Genomic DNA, 17,627 nt, shown 5'->3' on the forward strand with positions numbered 1-17,627 from the left:
TCCGGGCGGCGGGGATAAAACGAGCGGGGATCACGCTGTCAGTCCTGGTGAAGGGCGGCGCTCATAGCGCTCCCACAGGTCGGGACTGAGGTCGTGAACCGCAACCCTGACGAAGGCGGGGGCCTCGCCTAGCGCGCTAAGCGCCAGCCCGTCCACGCAGGGCACGCCGTCCCCGCCCAGGATGATCGGCGCGCGGAACCACTCGATGCGGCCGACCAGTCCGGCCTTCAGGAAGCCGGCCGCCACCTGGCCGCCGCCCTCGATTAGGACGGTGCCAACACCCTCCCCTTCCAGGCGGTCGAGGACGGCCTGCGGTTCGGGCCGGCCGTCGATGACCACTGTAGGGCCGCCGTCATGCAGCATCCGCGCGTTCGGCGGCATGCGGCCTCGACTGTCGAGCACGACGCGGAGGGGATTCCTTGCCCCCTCGGGGGAGAAGATGGCGGCCGAAGGCTGACGGATGAGGGGCCCGCCTGCAGAGTTTGCGGCGCCGGATGGAGCTACGGAGCCCTCACCCTCATCCGGCGCTGGCGCGCCACCTTCTCCCCTCAAGGGCGAAGGGATTCTGACGGTCAGCAACGGATCGTCCGCCAGCACGGTGCCGACGCCGACGAGGATGGCGTCATGCTCCGCGCGCAGGCGGTGGCCTTGCGCCCGCGCCGCCTCGCCGGTGATCCAGCGGCTTTCGCCGGACGCCAGGGCGATGCGCCCGTCGAGCGACGTGGCCAGCTTCAAGGTGACGGTGGGCCGCATCAGGCGCCGCGGCCGCCCTCGGGCTCATCCAGGCCCTCTTCGCCCAGGAACTTGGCGAAATCGCCGGTCTCGCGGAAGTCGCGATAGACCGAGGCGTAGCGAATGTAAGCCACCTCATCGACGGCCTTCAGCGCCTTCATGACCAGCTCGCCGACGACGGTGGACGGAATCTCCACCTCGCCCATGCTTTCCAGCTGGCGCACTATGCCCGAGACCATGCGCTCGATGCGGTCCGGCTCCACGGGGCGCTTGCGCAGGGCCACGCCTATGGAGCGCTCCAGCTTGGTGCGGTCGAAGGGCGTGCGTCGACCCGACCGCTTGAGGATGGTCAGCTCGCGCAGCTGCACGCGCTCGAAGGTGGTGAAGCGGCCCCCACAGGACGGGCACGAGCGGCGGCGGCGGATGGCGGCGTTGTCGTCGGACGGCCGGCTGTCCTTCACTTGGGTCTCGGCGCTGCCGCAGAAGGGGCACTTCATGGGATCACCCGTAGATGGGGAAGCGTGAGGTCAGGGCCCGCACATGGTCCGCCACTCGCGCCTGAACCGCCGGATCGGCATCGCCCGAGCCCTTCATGCCGTCGATGACGTCGGCGATCAGGTGGCCGACCTGTTCGAACTCGGCCACGCCGAAGCCGCGCGTGGTGGCCGCCGGCGTGCCCAGGCGCACGCCGGAGGTGATGGTGAAGGGCGCCTCGTCGAAGGGCACGCCGTTCTTGTTGCAGGTCATCAGGGCGTGCTCGAGCGCGATCTCGGTGGCCTTGCCGGTGACGCCCTTGGGCCGCAGGTCCACCAGCATCAGGTGGCTGTCGGTGCCGCCCGAGACGATGGCCAGGCCCCGCTCCACCAGCACGGCGGCCAGGGCCCGGGCGTTGTCCACCACCTGGCGCGCATAGGCCTTGAACTCGGGCTGCAGCGCCTCCCTGAAGGCCACGGCCTTGGCCGCGATGACGTGCTCTAGCGGGCCGCCCTGCAGGCCCGGGAAGACCGCCGAGTTGATCTTCTTGCCCAGGTCCTCATCGTTCGAGAGGATCATGCCGCCGCGAGGGCCCCGCAGGGTCTTGTGCGTGGTGGTGGTCACCACATGGGCGTGGGGAACGGGGCTGTCATAGACGCCGCCCGCCACGAGGCCGGCATAGTGGGCCATATCCACCATCAGCCAGGCGCCGACGCTATCGGCGATCTCGCGGAACCGCTTGAAGTCGATCTGACGGCCGTAGGCGCTGGCGCCCGCAAGGATCAGGGCCGGCTTCTCGCGCTCGGCCATCTCGGCCACGTGGTCGTAGTCGATCAGGCAGTCGTCGCGCCGCACCGTGTAGGTGACGGGCCGGAACCACTTGCCGGACTGGTTGGCGGGGCTGCCGTGGGTCAGGTGGCCGCCCGCGGCCAGATCCATGCCCAGGAAGGTGTCGCCGGGCTTCAGCAGCGCCATGAACACGGCCTGGTTGGCCTGGGCGCCCGAGTGGGGCTGGACGTTCACGAAGGAACAGCCGAACAGCTTCTTGGCCCGCTCGCGCGCCAGGTCTTCGGTCACGTCCACATACTCGCAGCCGCCGTAGTAGCGGCGCCCCGGATAGCCCTCGGCGTACTTGTTGGTCAGGACCGACCCTTGCGCCTCCAGCACCGCCTTCGAGACGATGTTCTCGGACGCGATCAGCTCGATCTGCTCCTGCTGGCGATGAAGTTCGCCCTCTATCCCGTTGAAAATCTCGGGATCGGCCTCGGCCAGAGAAGCGGTGAAATAGCCCTTGGGCGGCAGGTCGGACACGAACACGGCTCCGGTCTAGAGCCTGATCGGTTGAGGTGGGATCGCTTTCGCGATTCCGCCGATGCCGTGAATCAGGCTCTTGCTAATACACTGGACCGAAATCTGAGTTTCGTCGGAGCGCGTCCAACTCAACCGATTTCGGTCTTGAACAGGCCCACTGCTTTACGCCGCAGCGCCCGGGGCCACAATATCTAGTGGCGGACCGGCTCAGCCCTGGGCCAGCAGGCGCTTCAGCTTGGCGATGGCGATGCGCTCCAGGCCGGCCGGATCGGCGGCGGGACCTATGGCCGAGGCCTCGCGGCCCGTGGCGGCGTCGACGGCCGAACACTTCAGCCACGCGCCGTTCCGCACGAACTCGATGAGGATTTCGCGCCCGTCAGGCGACGGCGGGGAGCCGCGCGACATTGCACCGGGTCCACAGGGCGTCCATGGCCTGAACCAGGGCGTCCATCATGGCGTCGTCGTGGTCCGGCGAGGGCGTGAAGCGCAGGCGCTCGGTCCCGCGCGGCACGGTGGGATAGTTGATTGGCTGGACGTAGATGCCGAACTCTTCCAGCAGCATGTCCGACACCATCTTGCAGTGGACCGGATCGCCCACGAACACCGGCACGATGTGGCTGGTGGAGCTCTCCATCACCTGGATGCCGACGGCGCCGAGGCGCCGCTTCAGCTCGGCCGCGCGGGCCTGATGGGCGGCGCGCAGCTGGGGATTAGCCTTCAGATGGCGCACCGAGGCCAGGGCCCCCGCCGTGAGGGCCGGCGGCAGGCTGGTGGTGAAGATGAAGCCCGAGGCCCAGCTGCGGATGGCGTCGACGATCACCGCATCGGCGGCGATGTAGCCGCCCATGACGCCCACGGCCTTGCCCAGGGTGCATTCGATGATGTCGATCTGGTCGAGGACGCCGTCGCGCTCGGCGATGCCGGCGCCCGTCTCACCGTAGAGGCCTACCGCGTGGACCTCGTCCAGATAGGTCATGGCGCCGTACCGGCGCGCCACCTCGATCGTGCCCTTCAGGTCGGCGATGTCGCCGTCCATGGAATAGACGCTTTCGAAGGCGACCAGCTTGGGCGCGTCCTTGGGCGCGGCGGCTAGCAGCGTCTCCAGATGCTCCAGATCGTTGTGGCGGAAGACGTGCCGCTCACAGCCTCCGTGCCGGATGCCGGCGATCATGGAGGCGTGGTTCAGGGCGTCCGAGAAGATGATGAGACCCGGCAGGATCTTCTGCAGGGTCGCCAGGGTCGCCTCGTTGGCCACGTAGCCCGAGGTGAACAGCAGGGCCGCTTCCTTGCGGTGCCAGGCGGCCAGCTCGCGCTCGAGATCGACGGCCCAGCGGGTAGTGCCCGAGATGTTGCGGGTGCCCCCGGCGCCTGCGCCCGCCTGATCGACGGCGGACTTCATGGCGTCCAGCACCACGGGATGCTGGCCCATGCCGAGATAGTCGTTGGAGCACCAGACAACCACGTCCTGCTCGGACCCGTCCTCACGGCGGCGCACGGCGCGCGGGAAACGGCCAGCCACACGCTTCAGGTCGGCGAAGACCCGATAGCGGCCCTCTTCCCGGACCTTGCCGACAGCGGCTTCGAACGCGGACTTGTAGTCGTACACCAGACCTGCTCCGCCGGACGCGAAGGGTGCGTCCGACTCCGAATGGCGGGCTTTTCGCACCAGAGGCCCGCCGTGTCACCTCCGGAGAGGCCCTTAGCGAGGCATTTTCGCCAAGCGCCGCAAGGGTTTCGCGAACGACTCGCAACTAGTCGCGGGGTGGGGCCTTGGCCCGCTGACCAACCCCGCCTAGCGTGAGGACATGACCCTGATCGCTCGTACCCTGTTCGCCTCTGTAGCGTTTCTTTCGGTCTCGGCCTGCGCTGCGCCGTCCGAGCCGGACTTTCCCCTGGCGCCGCATCCGGCGCCGCCCTCACCGCGGCCCCTGCTGCTGGCGGTCGGCGGCGCCGGCGAGGCGGAGCTGGAGCTGGCCCGACAGCTTTTGCGCGGCTATTTCGCGCCCGGCGGCTGGGGCGGGTCCAGCCTGTCGCCGGACGCGTTCACGCCGTGTGCCTCAGCGGCCCAGTTGGAGACCTGCGTTCGCGACATCCTGCGCCCCTTGCGGGCCGAGGCCGGGGAAGTCGCCATCGCGGTGCTGGCGGCGCCGTCGCCAGGCGGCGGCGTGACCCTCACCTGCCTCGGCGGCGCTCGAAACGGCCAACCCCTGAACCGCGATGAGCAGCGAGTGGTCTTCACACCCGACGAAGCGGAAGACGCCGACGCCCGGGTCCGCGCGGAGGCCTGCGTCGGGCGCGCGTTCGGGGAGTATATGGTCCCCTAAGGGTCAATCGGCGGGCAGGTCGTCCAGCTTGCCCCGCAACATCTGCACGATGGCCGAGAAGTCGCGGCCGCCGTGGCCCAGCCGGTCGAACAGAGCGTAGAGGGCCTCGGCATTGGCGCCCATGGGCGTGGTGGCGCCGGCCTTGGCGGCGGCGTCCTGGGCCAGTTTCAGGTCCTTCAGCATCATGGCGGTCGCGAAACCGCCCGTGAAACCGCGATTGACCGGCGCCGTCGGCACGGGCCCCGGCCAGGGATAGTAGCTGGTGATCGACCAGCACTGGCCCGATGACTTCGATGCGATCTCGAAGAAGCGCTCGGGGTCGAGGCCCAGACGCTCCGCCAGGCCGATGGTCTCGGCCACGCCGATCATCGAGATGCCCAGCAGCATGTTGTTGCAGATCTTGGCCGCCTGCCCCGCGCCGTGGTCGCCGGCGCGAATGGTGGCGCGGCTCATAGGCTCGAGAGCCTGCTCGATGCGTAGAAAGTCGGCCTCGTCACAGCCGACCATGAAGGCCAGCGTGCCCGCATCGGCCGCGGCCGTGCCGCCGGAGACCGGCGCATCGGCGAAGGCGTAGCCGGCGTCCTTGGCCATCGCGGCCACCTTGCGCGCCGTCTCCACGTCGATGGTGGAGCAATCCAGCAGGAGGGCCGAGGTCGGCGCCGCGCCGATGATCTGTTCGGAATAGACCTTCAGCACGTGGGGCCCCGCCGGGAGCATGGTGATGACCACCTCGGCGTCCTTGATGGCCTCGACGACCGAGCCGACAGGACGGCAGCCGCCCTCCCCGGCCCGTTTGAGCGCCGCCTCGGACAGGTCGAAGGCGGCCACGTCGCGCCCGGCTTTCGACTGGTTGAGGGCCATGCCGCCGCCCATGTTCCCCAGCCCGATAAAGGCGATCTTTTTCGGCGCGGCCATGGCTGGGTCTCCTGAAAACGTCTGAAGGGGTGCGGGCGGGCTTAGCGCGCCGAGCCCGTGAGCGGAAGCGTCGCCGCAACGGAAAAAGGGCCGGCGTCGCCGCCGGCCCTTGTCGTTTGATTTGTCGCCGATCAGTCCGGCTTGCGGAAGACGATGGCGAACTGGCTGGTCCGGCCCCGGATCGAGTCATCGAACACGTTCGCCGTCCGCGGGTCATCGTCGCGCCAGAGGAACGCCGCCTCCGACGAGTACTGGAACCCCGCCGCCTCCACCTCGCGCACCACGGTTTCGCGGTCGATGCGGTGCAGCGAGTCCGCCACGGACAGGTCCGAGCCATCCACCGCGTGATGGTCGAGGATGACGTAATAGCCGCCGGGCCGGAGCGCGGCGAACACCGCCGCGTTGACGCGGGCCGCCGTGTCCTCGGCGAAGGGGCGCAGGTGCAGGTCGTGGTAGTTCTGGGCGGTGAAGACCAAATCCAGTCCGGCCGGGAACTCGGGCGAGCCGATGGGAGAGCGGATCACGTCCACATTGGGCAGCTGGTCCGCGGCTTCGGCGGCTCGGGCGTAGGTCTCGCTGAAGCCGATGAACTCGGCCGGTTGCCAGGCGACGACCCGCCCCTCGGCCCCCACGGCGGCGGAAAAGGCGCGCGTGAAGAAACCGCCGCCCATGATCATGTCGCCCACTTTCCAGCCCGGCCGAACCCCGGTGAAGGCGAGCGTGGCCTCGGTCATCCGGGCTGCGTCCCTGGATCGGTCCTCGTCGGTCCGGACCGGTGAGGCCAGCACGGCGCCGTAGTCGGCGCCGCCCGGCAGGGTATGGGCGATCGGCGGTGTGGGAACCGCCTCCTGGGCGCCGGCGGCCGAGGACACCAGAACGGCCGCCGCCAGGGCGGCGCTGAGGGACTTGAACATGCTCTCTCCTGTCGGGCGCGGATCAGGCCGGCTTGCGGAACTTAAGGATGAACTGATCGGTACGACGTCGGATGCTGTCGTCGAAGACGCTGAGCGAACGGTCGTCCTCGGCGTTGCGCAGAATGTCGCTCTCCCCCACCAGCTCGAAACCCGCGGCGGTGACCTCGTCGATCACGGACTGCCGGTCGATTCGGTGAAGGGTGCTGACCGCAGCTTGGCCGGACCCGTCAACGGCGGCGTGATCGAGGATTACATAAAGCCCGCCCGGCCGCAGCGCGTTGAACACGGCCTGATTGACGGCCGCCACGTCGGCCGGACCCATGAAGTCCACATAGAGGTCGTGATAATTCTGGGCCGTGAAGACCACATCGACCGGCGCCGGAACCGTCCAGGCGGCCACCGGATCGAACATGGCGGTGACATTGCCGGACTGGCCCGCCAGGGTCTCGAGGCCCCCGCGCGCCTGGGGAAACGCCGCCACGATCTCGGCGGTCTGCAAGGCGTAGACATGACCTTCCGGGCCGACCGCGCTTGAGATGATGCGGGTGAAGTAACCGCCCCCCGGCACCAGCTCCACGACGCGCGAGCCCGGCCCGATCTCGGCGAAGGCGAGGGTCTCGGCGGGTTTCCGGGCCTCATCGAGGGCGCGCTGGGCCTCTGGCCGGTCGGGATTCGCAACCGCCGCAGCGAGGGCTTCGCGAGCCTGATGATGGTCGGCAAGGGCCGGCATGCCGGCGCCGCCGATGGCGATGGCGGCCGCGGCCGCGAGCAGAAGCTTTTTCATCGATCAGGTCCTTATTCGGGCTTCCGGAAGCGATAGACGAACTGGTCGGTGCGGCCGCGAATGGCGGCGTCAAAGACATTCAGGCTGTGGTCGTCGGCCGGGTTGTGGAGCGCGCGGCTTTCGGACTCGAAGACAAAGCCGGCGGCCTCCACCTCGCGGCGCAGAAAATCCCCTTCAATGCGATGCAAGGTCTCGGCGTCGGCGATGCCCGAGCGAGGGCGCGCCTGGTGGTCGATGATCAGATAGACGCCGCCGGGCTTCAGCGCGCGGAAGGCCGCGGCGTTGAAGCGCGCCAGGTCCGTGCCGAAGAAACCCAGGTGGAAGTCGTGATACTCCTGGCTGACGAAGATCAGGTCCAGCGGCTGATCAAAGGACATCTCCTCCAGCGGTGCCGTCACCGAGGTGACGTTTCCATAAGCCTCGAGCACCGGCTGGATGCGCGTGGCGTCCCGGGCGGCGGTCTTGTCCGGCAGGAAGGCGTAAACGTGGCCGCGATCGCCCACGGCGACCGAGAACAGGCGTGTGAAATAGCCTGCGCCCGGCCGGATGTCGGCGATGCGTTGGCCCGGCATGATCTGGGCGAACGCCAGGATTTCAGTGGGGCGCCGCAGGGCGTCGCGCTCCATGTCCGCCGCCGGGCGGCGCGAATCCATCACCGGCATGGAATAGGGCCCGGGAGGCGGCGGCGCCCAACCTTCCGGCGGCGTCTCCTGGGCCGAGAACAGCGCCAATGCGCCCGCCAGTACGGCTGCTTTGAACATCATGCCTGGTCCTTCGCGGCTTCGTCCCTGGCGTTTCGCAAGGACGACGCACTGAACGACCTTAGCCGTCGCGGCTCAAGTCAAGATTCAGTGCTTGATCGTTCGAGCGTCGCCGCCTGCGGCAAAGGCGTCCATTCCTCGGGCGAAGGCAGCGGCGCGAACAGCTGGTCAATCCGCTGATCCGTCACGCTGTCCAGCGATCCGGGCGACCAGGCGGGCGCGTTGTCCTTGTCCAGGATTACAGCGCGAACGCCCTCCTGAAAGTCGTGGGTGCGTACGACCCGACCGCCTAGCCGGTACTCCATGGCCATGTTCTCGGCGAAGGAGCTCAGGCCCGCCCCAGTTCGCAGCTGGCGCAACGAGACTTTCAGGGACTGGGGCGACTTGCTCTGAAGCGTCTTCAGCTGAGCCAGAGCCCAGTCCGAGCCGTCGGTCTCGAGCGCGGCGAAGATTTCCTCCACCGTGTCGAAGGCGAACAGGCGGTCGATGGCCTCGCGGTGATCGGCGGTGGGCGCGGGACCCGCATCCTCGGCGAAGCGGTCGGCCACGGACCGGGGATCGCCCGGCTCAGCCACGAGGGCAGTCTTCAGTTCGTCGATACGCTCTGCAGGGACGAAGTGGCTGTGCACGCTCAGCGCCACCGTATCGGGCGCCTTGAGGCGCGCGCCGGTCAGGGCCAGCCAGGTCCCCGTCTCGCCAGGCAGGCGCGGCAGGAACCAGCCGCCGCCCACATCGGGGAACAGGCCGATGCCGGTCTCGGGCATGGCGTAGGTGGTGCGCTCGGTGGCCACCCGAACCGCCGCCGGTTCGCTGACTCCCACGCCGCCGCCCATGACGATGCCGTCCACGATGGCCGTGATCGGCTTGGGATAGACGAACATCAGGTGGTTCAGGCGGTACTCGGTCGCGAAGAAGGCCCTGGCCTCGGCGGCGTCGCCCGCGCCGCTTTCGGCGATCATACGGATGTCGCCGCCGGCGCAGAAGCCGCGCTCGCCGGCGTGGTCGATCAGCACCGAATGGACCTGATCATCCTCCAGCCAGGCCAGCAGCGCCTCGGTCATGGTCTGACACATGCCCAGGTTCAGGGCGTGCAGCGCCTTGGGCCGGTTCAGGGTGATGCGGCCGACGCCGTTTTCGACGCGGGCGAGGATTTCAGACTCAGGCGCGGGTTCAGACATGGCGGGGGCTTAATCGCGCAAATCCATCACGTCCACGCCTGCGGTGCGCGCGGCGGCCAGGTAGGTGAAGGCCCCAGCGCCAAAGCTGAGGGCCACGACAAGGAGCTCCAGCCACAGGCCTGGACTACCGAAAACGTCACCCATGGCGATCAGAACCCAGCCCTTTAACGCCAGGAGCAGCCCGGCGGGCAAAAGGGCGCTGACTAAAACGAAGGTGCGGCCCGGTCGGCGCGTTCGATTGGAGAGCGCCCGTGCGGTCGCAAGGACCACCACGCCCAGCACCGCACCTTGGATGATCCCGGCGACCCAGTAGGCGATGCTGTTCAGCCGGAAGATGAGGTCCGAGCCGCTGCCTTCCCGCACGGCCAAGACCATGACCAGGCCCAGCAGCAGGCAGGAGCCCGCCTGAACGGCGGCGATGGCTAAGGCCAGCCAAGACCAGGGGATGCGGCCCTTGTAGTGGCGAGTCGCCGGCATCACAGGCGCTTTTCCACGGCATAGTTGTGAATCGGCACGCCGGAGACCTCGAAATCCCGTCGGCTCACGACCGAAAAGCCGTGACGCAGGAAGAACCTCTTAGCCGCCTCGCTGGCTTCTGCGAACAGCCGTTGAAGGCCCTGAGCGCGGCTCCAGCTCTCAGCCTGGACATAAAGCGCGTCCGCCGCGCCCCTCGGCGCATCTGGCGCGCGGTAGAGGAAGTGGATGTGCCCGTCCCGCTCCACGTCGATGAAGCCGACTGGCCTGTCCTGATCCAGCGCGACCAGCCGCAAGCGCCCGTCCGCCATCAAGTCAATCAGACGCTCCGCCGACGGCGCCAGTCCGGCCCACGCCGCGATCTGGTCAGGGGCGTAGTCGGAGGCGCCCAGACCCTCAACTGACCGACGATAGACGCGGCTGAGTGCCTCGGCGTCGGCCGCGTCGAACTGGCGGACCCTAAGCACTACTGCCGCATCATCTCGCGGGCGGTGATCACCCGCATGATCTCGTTGGTGCCTTCCAGGATGCGGTGGACGCGCAGGTCGCGCACGATCCGCTCCAGCGGATAGTCCTTGAGATAGCCGTAGCCGCCGTGCAGTTGCAGCGCCTCGTCGGCGATCTGGAAGCAGGCGTCCGTGGCCAGGCGCTTGGCCATGGCGCACCACTTGGTTTTTTCGGGGTGGTTGGTGTCGATGGCCCAGGCCCCGCGCAACACCATCAGCCGCGCAGCCTCCAGCTGGGTGGCCATGTCGGCCAGCTTGAACTGGGTGTTCTGGAAGTCCGCCAGCGGCTTGCCGAACTGATTGCGCGTCTTCACGTACTCCTGGGCCGTCTCCAGCGCCAGGCGCGCGCCGCCCAGCGAACAGGCGGCGATGTTCAGCCGCCCGCCGTCCAGCCCCATCATGGCGTAGCGGAAGCCGTCGCCCTCCTGGCCCAGCAGGTTGGCGGCCGACACTCGGCAGTCGTCGAAGGAGACGATGGCCGTGGGCTGGCTGTTCCAGCCCATCTTCTTTTCCTGGGCCCCGAAGCTGAGGCCCGGCGTGTCCTTGTCCACCACCAGGGTCGAGATGCCCTTGGGCCCTTCCTGGCCAGTGCGGACCATGACGACATAGACATCGGACGTCCCCGCGCCCGAGATGAAGGCCTTGGAGCCGTTGACGACATAATGATCGCCGTCCAGCCGGGCCGTCGTGCGTAGCGCCGCCGCGTCCGAGCCCGAGCCGGGCTCGGTCAGGCAGTACGAAGCGATCAGCTCCATGGTCGCCAGCCGGGGCACGTAGCGGGCGCGCAGATCGTCCGAACCGAAGCGGTCGATCATCCACGTGGCCATGTTGTGGATCGAGATGAATGCGGCGGTCGAGACATCGCCCCGCGACAGCTCCTCGAAGATCAGCGCCGCCTCGACACGGCCAAAGCCCGAGCCGCCGAACTCGTCCTGAGTATAGATGGCCGCCAGGCCCAACTCGGCCGCCTGACGCATCACGTCCACAGGGAAGTGCTTAGTCTCATCCCAATCGGCCGCCTTTGGCATCAGCTCGGCCTCGGCGAACTGGCGCGCGGCCTCCTGAACGGCGCGTTGCTCCTCGTTCAGATCAAAATCCATGCTCGAGACCTTGTGGCGTTTAAGGGTTTCCGCCCGGAAGCGCTTGAGATAAGGCCCACGGAAGCGCATCGTGACGGCGCAGCCTCCAGGGGGCCTGGATGACGGAAACGGCTTTTAGTGGACGCGGCCATGCTTCGTCGAGCGACGATCGGAACCTGGCCTTCATAGCCTACGGGCTGATGTTCGCCGCGCCGTTCGTGTTCGGCCTCACGTCCCTGATCGCCGTCGTCATCGCCTATGTCAGAAAGCCCGAGGCCGACGCAGTGAACGCCAGCCACTTCCGCTTTCAGATCCGCTCCTTCTGGATTTCCTTCGGCCTGGCGATTCTGTCGGCCGCGGCCCTGCTGGTGGGGGTCGGCTTTCTGCTGGCGGATCTGGTGACCTTGGCCACCAACAACTATCGCGGCTGGGAGGCCTGGGAGGCGGCGTCGGTCGATGCGGGGGCACTGCGCCTGCACGCCGCGACGGTGATCGGCCTGATCATCTTCGTCATCGCCTATGTCAGCGCCGGGCTCTGGGCCATCGCCAGCGCCCTGTTCGGCATGGCGCGCCTGTCGGCCCAGGGCGCCATCGGACGGCCCGCAGCCTGACATGACCGCCCGCTTCCCCGCCTATCGCCCGCGCCGCCTGCGCCAGGCGTCCTGGATCCGCAGCCTGATCGCTGAAACGACGCTGAGACCGGCGGACTTCATCTGGCCTATTGTCGTGCATGACGGTCAGGAGGATCGCATCCCGGTCGCCTCCATGCCGGGCGTGGAGCGCCTGTCGGTTCGGGCGGTGGCCGAGGCGGCGCGGCAGGCGCGCGACCTGGGCATCCCCTGCATCGCTCTGTTTCCGCACATCGACGGCGCCAGGAAGGACGCCGGCGGGTCAGCGGCGTTCGACTCGGCGGGGCTGGTGCCCGACGCCATCAAGGCCGCCAAGGACGCCGCGCCCGAGGTGGGCGTCATGTGCGACGTGGCGCTGGACTGCTTCACCAATCACGGCCACGACGGCCTGCTGGAGGGCGGCCGCATCGTCAACGACGCCACGGTCGAGGCCCTGGTGCGTCAGGCGCTGATTCAGGCCGAAGCGGGGGCTGACATCGTGGCCCCGTCCGACATGATGGACGGCCGCGTCGGCGCGATCCGCGCGGGGCTGGAGGGCGCTGGCCATCACGACGTGATGATCCTGGCCTATGCGGCCAAGTACGCCTCGGCCTTCTATGGGCCCTATCGCGACGCGGTCGGCTCGGCCAGGGCGCTGAGCGGCGACAAGAAGACCTATCAGATGGACCCGGCCAACACCGACGAGGCCCTGCGCGAGGTGGCGCTGGACCTGGCCGAGGGCGCCGACATGGTCATGGTCAAGCCGGGCATGCCCTATCTGGATATCGTGCGCCGCGTGGTGGAGCGCTTCGCCGTCCCCACCTTCGCCTATCAGGTGTCGGGGGAGTACTCGATGATCCGCGCCGCCGTCGCCAACGGTTGGCTGGATGAGGAACGCGCCATCCTGGAAAGCCTGATCGCCTTCAAGCGCGCCGGCTGCGCCGGGATCGTGAGCTATTTCGCGCCTCAGGCGTGCCGGCTGCTGGGCGCTTAGAAAGGCGCGATCCATCCCGTTGCGGGCAAGGACCGGTCAGAAACCGCCAGCCGAGCCGCAGCCTTTCCCAACAGGCGCGTCGAATCCAGGACCGGCAACGGCGAATTGTCCGCATTGATGATGATCGGGATTTCCGTGCAACCCAGGATCACGCATTCCGCTCCCTGGGCGGCCAGTTCTTCGATCGCCTCGACAAACACCGCAGTGGTCTCTGGCCGGAAAACGCCACGGCACAATTCTTCGAAGATCAGGGTATTCAGGCGTGACTGAGTTTGCGGCGACGGGGTGATGCGCTCAAGGCCCGCGTCAGCCATGGCGTGCTCATAAGCCGACCCGGTCATCGTCCAGCGGGTGCCAGTCAGACCTACCTTGCGCCAGCCGTTCCCAACCGCCTCGGCGCAAACGACCTGCGCGATGTGCAGCCCCGGCAGCGCCGCACGGCCTATGACCTGATCCAACACGATATGAGCCGTATTGTCGGGGCAGACAAAGAAGTCTGCGCCGGCGCGGGCCACCACCTCGACGCCTCGAAGAAGGTGCTCAGCCACCTCCGCATGCTCGCCGGACTCCCAGCCCGGCATACTGAGCCCCATGGGGATGGCGCAGGAGACGATATTCGGGTGCATGTGAGGACCGAGTAGGGTTTCGCCCTCATGCACGGCGGTCAGAAAACACAGCGCCGCACCCTCGGCGCTATGGCCCGCGATACCGATGGTTTTCATGCCGATCTCCCGAGGCATCAGGATGGCTCCAGACGTGGGTGGAAGCAATCGCCTCGATGTTGCGAACTCAGTGCTGACTGTCGGCGTCGCCCTAGCCCACACGTCCTTGTTGAGCGTAGGGTCCGCTTCGGGTCGGCCCGCGCTTGAAGAAGGAACCGTCCATGAAGATCGTCACCAGCCTCAGCTTCCGCGGCCAGTGCCGTGAAGCCTTTGAGTTTTACGCCCAGGTCCTGGGCGGAAAGGTCACCGCCGCCCTGCCCTACGGCGACGGCCCGCCCGAGATGCAGACGCCGGAGCACATGCGCGACTGGCTGATGCACTGCTGGCTGGAGGTGGGTGATCAGGCGATCATGGGCGCGGACATGGACGTGCAATGGGCGCCCAACATCGACAAACCGAAGAACGGCTTCGACGTCACCGTGCATACCGACGACCTGGAACAGGCGCGCCGCTGGTTCGACGGTCTGTCCGAAGGCGGCAAGGTGGTCATGCCCTTTGCCGAAACCTTCTGGTCGCCCGGCTATGGCTCACTGATCGACCGGTTCGGCGTTCCGTGGATGGTCAACACGCAAGGCGAAGTGAACGGCTAGCTGTCGCCAAGCCTTGCCTTGACAGAGGCGTAGCGGCGTTGGACGAAGCGCCCCGTAAGAGGGGTGGGACCTTCATGGGCTTTCTGGGTTTCGGCGGCCGCAGGCGCGCGGCCTCTTCTTCGCATTCCTCAACCGCGGGCGCTGCCTCGCCTCCTCCGCCGCGCGATCCGACGCCGGAGGAGGCGCTGGCCCTGCTCAAGGCGGGGAACGAAGCCTTTGTGAACGGTCGCAGCCAACTGGGCCACGTCACGGCTGACGACCTCGCCGGCCTGCAGGACGGGCAGAAGCCCTTCGCCGTCATCGTCGGTTGCGCCGACAGCCGCACGCCGCCGACCATCCTGTTCAACCAGGGCCTCGGCCGCCTGTTCATCGTGCGCGTGGCGGGCAACACGGTGGACCGCCGGGGTCTGGCCTCCATCGTCTATGCGGTCAGGAACCTGGGCTGCCCGCTGGTGGTTGTGATGGGTCATACCGGCTGCGGCGCGGTGGCCGCGGCCGAGGCCGTGGTCGACGGCAAGACCGAGCTGGACCCCTCCCTGGAGGAGATGATCGTGCCGATCATCCCGGCGGTGCTGACCGCCCGGCGCACCCGCCGCAACGACATCGCCGTGGCCGCGGTCGAGGAAAACGCCCGCCGCGTGGCGGCCAAGCTGCACACCTCGGACACCAGCCTGCAGCAGGCCGTCGACGAGGGCCGGCTGATGATCGTCGCCTGCGTGAAAGAGCTGCACTCGGGCCGCGTCAGGTTCCTGGATTAGCCCTTCGGCGGCTCCAACCGCGTCACCAGGCTTGAGGTGTCCCAGCGGTTTCCGCCTGAACTCTGCACCTCGGCGTAGTAGCCGTCCACCAGCCGGGTCAGGTCCAGGCGCGCGCCGTTGCGGGCCGCCTCGTCGAGAACCAGGCCCAGATCCTTGCGCATCCAGTCGACGGCGAATCCGAAGTCGAACCTGCCTTCGGCCATGGTCGGCCAGCGATTGTCCATCTGCCAGGACTGGGCCGCGCCCTTGCCGATGGCGGCCAGCACCGCGTCGGGGTCAAGCCCCGCGCGTTTCGTGAAGTGCATGGCCTCGGCCAGGCCCTGAACCACGCCGGCGATGGCGATCTGGTTGACCATCTTGGTCAACTGGCCGCTGCCGGCTGGGCCCATCAGGCGCATGGCGGCGGCATAGGTGCCCATGACGGGTTCCATTCGCGCGAACGCGTCCGGCTCTCCCCCCGCCATGACCGTCAGGCGGCCGTTCTCGGCCCCGGCCTGGCCGCCCGAAACCGGCGCATCGATGAAGCTGAAGCCGCGTTCGGCGGCCAGCGCCGCGATCTCGCGGGCGACCTCGGCCGAGGTAGTGGTGTGATCGACGATCACCGCGCCCGGCGCCAGAACCGGCAGAGCTTGGCTGACCACCTGGCGCACGTCGTCGTCGTTGCCGACGCACAGGATCAAGGCCTCAGCGTCCTCGGAGGCGGTCCGAACGGATTCATGGGCGGTTCCGCCCGTGCGTTCGGCCCAGGCTTGGGCCTTCGAAAAGGTGCGGTTGTAGCCGCGCACCTCGTGCCCGGCCCTGACCAGATGTCCGGCCATGGGTCCGCCCATGACGCCCAGCCCCGCGAAGGCGATCCTCATCTGCGCCCTTTCATCGTCCTTGGCCCTCCACCTTGCTGTACCAGCCCTTGTAGAACACCAGCCCGTCGCCCGGCCGTGTTTCCCAGCGATCCACCCGGCCCAGCACGATCAGGTGGTCGCCCGCCTGGGTGCGCTCGGTCGTGGTGCAGATCAGCCGCGTCAGGGCGCCGGGCATCAGAGGCGGCTCGCCGTCGACGCGCGGCTCCAGTTCGTCGCTTTCCAGCCGGCAGATGCCGGTGGCGAAGCGCTCGGCCAGGGCCGCCTGCTCGGCGCCCAGCACATGCACCGCGAAACGCTCGGCGGTGGCGAAGGCTGGCCAGCGGGCCGAGGTCTCCTCCAGGCACCACAGGATCAGCGGCGGCGTCAGGGACACCGAGGTGAAGGAGTTGACCGTCAGGCCCAGCGGCCCCTCGGCGGAATCGGCGGTCACCACGCACACCCCGGTGGCGAAGGCGCCCAGCGCGCGGCGGTATGCGATCGTCGGGTCCAGCGGGGGCACGGCCCGGACCTAAGGCGCTGCGGGCGTGAGCGCAAGGCAGAGCATGGCCGGCGACTTTCCGTCGTCTCCCAGGAAGAGATGGCGCGCGGGCCCTTCCGCAACCTCGCCTTAACCTTGATCGGCGAAGCCTGAACCCCTGTCACGGGGCTTTGCGGCATGGCGACGAGCGATCGGCCGATCCTCATCAAGAAGATCAAGAAGGGCGGCGACCACGGCCACCACGGCGGCGCGTGGAAGGTGGCCTATGCCGACTTCGTCACCGCCATGATGGCCTTCTTCCTGCTCATGTGGCTGATCAACACCACGGACCCCGAGCAGAAGCGCGGCATCGCCGAGTATTTCGCGCCCGCCAGCGTGTCCCAGTCCACCAGCGGATCGGGCGGCATTTTGGGCGGCACGGCCTTGGGCGACGACGGCGCCAAGGGCGAGGGCTCCATGTCCCTGATCCAGCAGCTGGCGCCCGAAGCGCCCGAGGATGCGCCGCCGGAGGCCGGACAGGCCAGCAACCTGGCCGCCGCCAGTGAGGAGGAGCTGCGCGAGGAGATCGCGCGGCGTGAGGCCGAATCCTTCCGTTCAGCGGCTGAATCCCTGCGTCAGGCCATGCGCGACATGCCCGAACTGGCCGAGCTGTCGCGCCAGCTGATCGTCGACCAGACGCCCGAGGGTCTGCGCATCCAGCTGATCGACCAGGAGGGCCGCTCCATGTTCGAGCCTGGCTCGTCCCGGCCCAACGAGCGCGCCCGCGTTCTGCTGCGCGCGGTGTCCCGCGTCATCAACCAGCTGCCCAACCGCATCAGCGTCACCGGCCATACCAGCGCCACGCCCGGCGGGCGGGCCTCGGCCCCTGGAGATTGGCCGCTGTCGGCGGCGCGGGCCGACGCCTCGCGCCAGATCCTGCAAGGCGCAGGCGTGGACGCGGACCGCGTGTACCAGGTCTCGGGCAAGGCGGGGTCCGACCCGCTCTATCCGGACGACCCGACCCTGGCCGGCAACCGCCGCATCGCCATCGTGCTGCTGCGCGAGGCGCCGGTCCTGCCCACGGACACCAGCCTGTGACGGATGGGCGGGCGCGGCGTCATGCCCCTCGCCTGCCCCTTGCGCGTTTGGGCGGCGCGGTCCCAAATCAGGCCATGACCGGCGAGCC

The 17,627-nt window shown here is 68.3% G+C and carries 22 protein-coding genes; 6 read left to right on the forward strand and 16 right to left on the reverse strand.

Features of this window, described 5'->3' with window-relative positions; genetic code table 11:
* Window positions 1-30 precede the first annotated feature (30 nt).
* The 5 genes from Q0812_RS04595 to hemA form a co-directional block, all read right to left on the reverse strand.
* Complete coding sequence (locus Q0812_RS04595; RefSeq protein ID WP_302109101.1) at window positions 31-753, reverse strand: RibD family protein; 723 nt, start codon at window positions 751-753, stop codon at window positions 31-33.
* Complete coding sequence (gene nrdR / locus Q0812_RS04600; RefSeq protein WP_302109102.1) at window positions 753-1,229, reverse strand: transcriptional regulator NrdR; 477 nt, start codon at window positions 1,227-1,229, stop codon at window positions 753-755. The genes Q0812_RS04595 and nrdR overlap by 1 nt, the downstream gene beginning before the upstream one ends.
* 4 nt (window positions 1,230-1,233) lie before the next feature.
* On the reverse strand, window positions 1,234-2,517 hold the full coding sequence (gene glyA, locus Q0812_RS04605) for a serine hydroxymethyltransferase (RefSeq protein WP_302109211.1): 1,284 nt from the start codon (window positions 2,515-2,517) through the stop codon (window positions 1,234-1,236).
* 207 nt (window positions 2,518-2,724) lie between these two features.
* Window positions 2,725-2,922 (reverse strand): DUF6898 family protein, encoded by a 198-nt coding sequence (locus Q0812_RS04610; protein WP_302109103.1) that lies wholly within the window; start codon window positions 2,920-2,922, stop codon window positions 2,725-2,727.
* Complete coding sequence (gene hemA, locus Q0812_RS04615; RefSeq protein ID WP_302109104.1) at window positions 2,894-4,123, reverse strand: 5-aminolevulinate synthase; 1,230 nt, start codon at window positions 4,121-4,123, stop codon at window positions 2,894-2,896. Before hemA ends, Q0812_RS04610 begins: the two co-directional genes overlap by 29 nt.
* 199 nt (window positions 4,124-4,322) lie before the next feature.
* Between hemA and Q0812_RS04620 the strand changes: the two genes are divergently transcribed.
* The gene (locus Q0812_RS04620; protein ID WP_302109105.1) at window positions 4,323-4,841 is read left to right on the forward strand and encodes a hypothetical protein; all 519 of its coding nucleotides are present in this window, start codon (window positions 4,323-4,325) and stop codon (window positions 4,839-4,841) included.
* Between the two features lie 3 nt (window positions 4,842-4,844).
* On the opposite strand, the gene mmsB is transcribed toward Q0812_RS04620, so the two are convergent.
* The 8 genes from mmsB to Q0812_RS04660 all read right to left on the reverse strand — a co-directional run bounded on the left by mmsB (window position 4,845) and on the right by Q0812_RS04660 (window position 11,473).
* A complete protein-coding gene (gene mmsB, locus Q0812_RS04625) occupies window positions 4,845-5,756 on the reverse strand; it encodes a 3-hydroxyisobutyrate dehydrogenase (protein WP_302109106.1) in 912 nt (303 codons plus the stop codon).
* Window positions 5,757-5,887: 131 nt separating this feature from the next.
* Window positions 5,888-6,670 carry a class I SAM-dependent methyltransferase gene (locus tag Q0812_RS04630; RefSeq protein ID WP_302109107.1) on the reverse strand — a complete coding sequence of 261 codons (783 nt, stop codon included), beginning with the start codon at window positions 6,668-6,670 and terminating at the stop codon, window positions 5,888-5,890.
* Between the two features lie 22 nt (window positions 6,671-6,692).
* A complete protein-coding gene (locus tag Q0812_RS04635; RefSeq protein WP_302109108.1) occupies window positions 6,693-7,454 on the reverse strand; it encodes a class I SAM-dependent methyltransferase in 762 nt (253 codons plus the stop codon).
* 11 nt (window positions 7,455-7,465) lie between these two features.
* The gene (locus Q0812_RS04640) at window positions 7,466-8,218 is read right to left on the reverse strand and encodes a class I SAM-dependent methyltransferase (protein ID WP_302109109.1); all 753 of its coding nucleotides are present in this window, start codon (window positions 8,216-8,218) and stop codon (window positions 7,466-7,468) included.
* 77 nt (window positions 8,219-8,295) lie between these two features.
* Window positions 8,296-9,393, reverse strand: a complete 1,098-nt coding sequence (locus Q0812_RS04645) for an enoyl-CoA hydratase/isomerase family protein (RefSeq protein ID WP_302109110.1) — start codon at window positions 9,391-9,393, stop codon at window positions 8,296-8,298.
* A 9-nt stretch (window positions 9,394-9,402) separates the two neighbouring features.
* Window positions 9,403-9,870: a hypothetical protein gene (locus Q0812_RS04650; protein WP_302109111.1), complete on the reverse strand. Its 468-nt coding sequence runs from the start codon at window positions 9,868-9,870 to the stop codon at window positions 9,403-9,405.
* The gene (locus tag Q0812_RS04655; RefSeq protein WP_302109112.1) at window positions 9,870-10,334 is read right to left on the reverse strand and encodes a GNAT family N-acetyltransferase; all 465 of its coding nucleotides are present in this window, start codon (window positions 10,332-10,334) and stop codon (window positions 9,870-9,872) included. The genes Q0812_RS04650 and Q0812_RS04655 overlap by 1 nt, the downstream gene beginning before the upstream one ends.
* Window positions 10,334-11,473, reverse strand: a complete 1,140-nt coding sequence (locus tag Q0812_RS04660; protein ID WP_302109113.1) for an isobutyryl-CoA dehydrogenase — start codon at window positions 11,471-11,473, stop codon at window positions 10,334-10,336. Before Q0812_RS04660 ends, Q0812_RS04655 begins: the two co-directional genes overlap by 1 nt.
* 98 nt (window positions 11,474-11,571) lie before the next feature.
* On the opposite strand from Q0812_RS04660, the gene Q0812_RS04665 reads away from it, so the two are divergent.
* Both Q0812_RS04665 and hemB read left to right on the forward strand, forming a co-directional pair.
* Complete coding sequence (locus tag Q0812_RS04665; RefSeq protein WP_302109114.1) at window positions 11,572-12,063, forward strand: hypothetical protein; 492 nt, start codon at window positions 11,572-11,574, stop codon at window positions 12,061-12,063.
* Window position 12,064: 1 nt separating this feature from the next.
* Window positions 12,065-13,054 (forward strand): porphobilinogen synthase, encoded by a 990-nt coding sequence (gene hemB, locus Q0812_RS04670; RefSeq protein ID WP_302109115.1) that lies wholly within the window; start codon window positions 12,065-12,067, stop codon window positions 13,052-13,054.
* Here hemB and Q0812_RS04675 read toward each other — a convergent pair.
* Entirely contained in the window at window positions 13,051-13,776 is a 726-nt protein-coding gene (locus tag Q0812_RS04675) for an aspartate/glutamate racemase family protein (protein ID WP_302109116.1), read from the reverse strand. The two genes, hemB and Q0812_RS04675, sit on opposite strands and share 4 nt — an antisense overlap.
* A 161-nt stretch (window positions 13,777-13,937) precedes the next feature.
* On the opposite strand from Q0812_RS04675, the gene Q0812_RS04680 reads away from it, so the two are divergent.
* Both Q0812_RS04680 and Q0812_RS04685 read left to right on the forward strand, forming a co-directional pair.
* Entirely contained in the window at window positions 13,938-14,366 is a 429-nt protein-coding gene (locus Q0812_RS04680; RefSeq protein ID WP_302109117.1) for a VOC family protein, read from the forward strand.
* A 218-nt stretch (window positions 14,367-14,584) separates the two neighbouring features.
* A complete protein-coding gene (locus Q0812_RS04685; RefSeq protein WP_302109118.1) occupies window positions 14,585-15,124 on the forward strand; it encodes a carbonic anhydrase in 540 nt (179 codons plus the stop codon).
* Here Q0812_RS04685 and Q0812_RS04690 read toward each other — a convergent pair.
* A complete protein-coding gene (locus Q0812_RS04690) occupies window positions 15,121-15,984 on the reverse strand; it encodes an NAD(P)-dependent oxidoreductase (RefSeq protein WP_302109119.1) in 864 nt (287 codons plus the stop codon). The two genes, Q0812_RS04685 and Q0812_RS04690, sit on opposite strands and share 4 nt — an antisense overlap.
* A 10-nt stretch (window positions 15,985-15,994) precedes the next feature.
* Window positions 15,995-16,483 (reverse strand): flavin reductase family protein, encoded by a 489-nt coding sequence (locus Q0812_RS04695; protein WP_302109120.1) that lies wholly within the window; start codon window positions 16,481-16,483, stop codon window positions 15,995-15,997.
* Between the two features lie 156 nt (window positions 16,484-16,639).
* Here Q0812_RS04695 and Q0812_RS04700 point away from each other — a divergent pair, with 156 nt between their 5' ends.
* Window positions 16,640-17,539, forward strand: a complete 900-nt coding sequence (locus Q0812_RS04700) for a flagellar motor protein MotB (protein ID WP_302109121.1) — start codon at window positions 16,640-16,642, stop codon at window positions 17,537-17,539.
* The last annotated feature ends 88 nt before the right edge of the window (window positions 17,540-17,627 follow it).

It is taken from the genome of Peiella sedimenti, assembly GCF_030504955.1.
Lineage (GTDB): Bacteria > Pseudomonadota > Alphaproteobacteria > Caulobacterales > Caulobacteraceae > Brevundimonas > Brevundimonas sedimenti.

Coding starts and splice junctions, on each gene's coding strand:
- Q0812_RS04595 (WP_302109101.1), bottom strand. CDS start 753: ATGCGGCCCACCGTCACCTTGAAGCTGGCCACGTCGCTCGACGGGCGC.
- nrdR (WP_302109102.1), bottom strand. CDS start 1,229: ATGAAGTGCCCCTTCTGCGGCAGCGCCGAGACCCAAGTGAAGGACAGC.
- Q0812_RS04610 (WP_302109103.1), bottom strand. CDS start 2,922: ATGTCGCGCGGCTCCCCGCCGTCGCCTGACGGGCGCGAAATCCTCATC.
- Q0812_RS04620 (WP_302109105.1), top strand. CDS start 4,323: ATGACCCTGATCGCTCGTACCCTGTTCGCCTCTGTAGCGTTTCTTTCG.
- mmsB (WP_302109106.1), bottom strand. CDS start 5,756: ATGGCCGCGCCGAAAAAGATCGCCTTTATCGGGCTGGGGAACATGGGC.
- Q0812_RS04630 (WP_302109107.1), bottom strand. CDS start 6,670: ATGTTCAAGTCCCTCAGCGCCGCCCTGGCGGCGGCCGTTCTGGTGTCC.
- Q0812_RS04635 (WP_302109108.1), bottom strand. CDS start 7,454: ATGAAAAAGCTTCTGCTCGCGGCCGCGGCCGCCATCGCCATCGGCGGC.
- Q0812_RS04640 (WP_302109109.1), bottom strand. CDS start 8,218: ATGATGTTCAAAGCAGCCGTACTGGCGGGCGCATTGGCGCTGTTCTCG.
- Q0812_RS04645 (WP_302109110.1), bottom strand. CDS start 9,393: ATGTCTGAACCCGCGCCTGAGTCTGAAATCCTCGCCCGCGTCGAAAAC.
- Q0812_RS04650 (WP_302109111.1), bottom strand. CDS start 9,870: ATGCCGGCGACTCGCCACTACAAGGGCCGCATCCCCTGGTCTTGGCTG.
- Q0812_RS04660 (WP_302109113.1), bottom strand. CDS start 11,473: ATGGATTTTGATCTGAACGAGGAGCAACGCGCCGTTCAGGAGGCCGCG.
- Q0812_RS04665 (WP_302109114.1), top strand. CDS start 11,572: ATGACGGAAACGGCTTTTAGTGGACGCGGCCATGCTTCGTCGAGCGAC.
- hemB (WP_302109115.1), top strand. CDS start 12,065: ATGACCGCCCGCTTCCCCGCCTATCGCCCGCGCCGCCTGCGCCAGGCG.
- Q0812_RS04675 (WP_302109116.1), bottom strand. CDS start 13,776: ATGAAAACCATCGGTATCGCGGGCCATAGCGCCGAGGGTGCGGCGCTG.
- Q0812_RS04680 (WP_302109117.1), top strand. CDS start 13,938: ATGAAGATCGTCACCAGCCTCAGCTTCCGCGGCCAGTGCCGTGAAGCC.
- Q0812_RS04690 (WP_302109119.1), bottom strand. CDS start 15,984: ATGAGGATCGCCTTCGCGGGGCTGGGCGTCATGGGCGGACCCATGGCC.
- Q0812_RS04700 (WP_302109121.1), top strand. CDS start 16,640: ATGGCGACGAGCGATCGGCCGATCCTCATCAAGAAGATCAAGAAGGGC.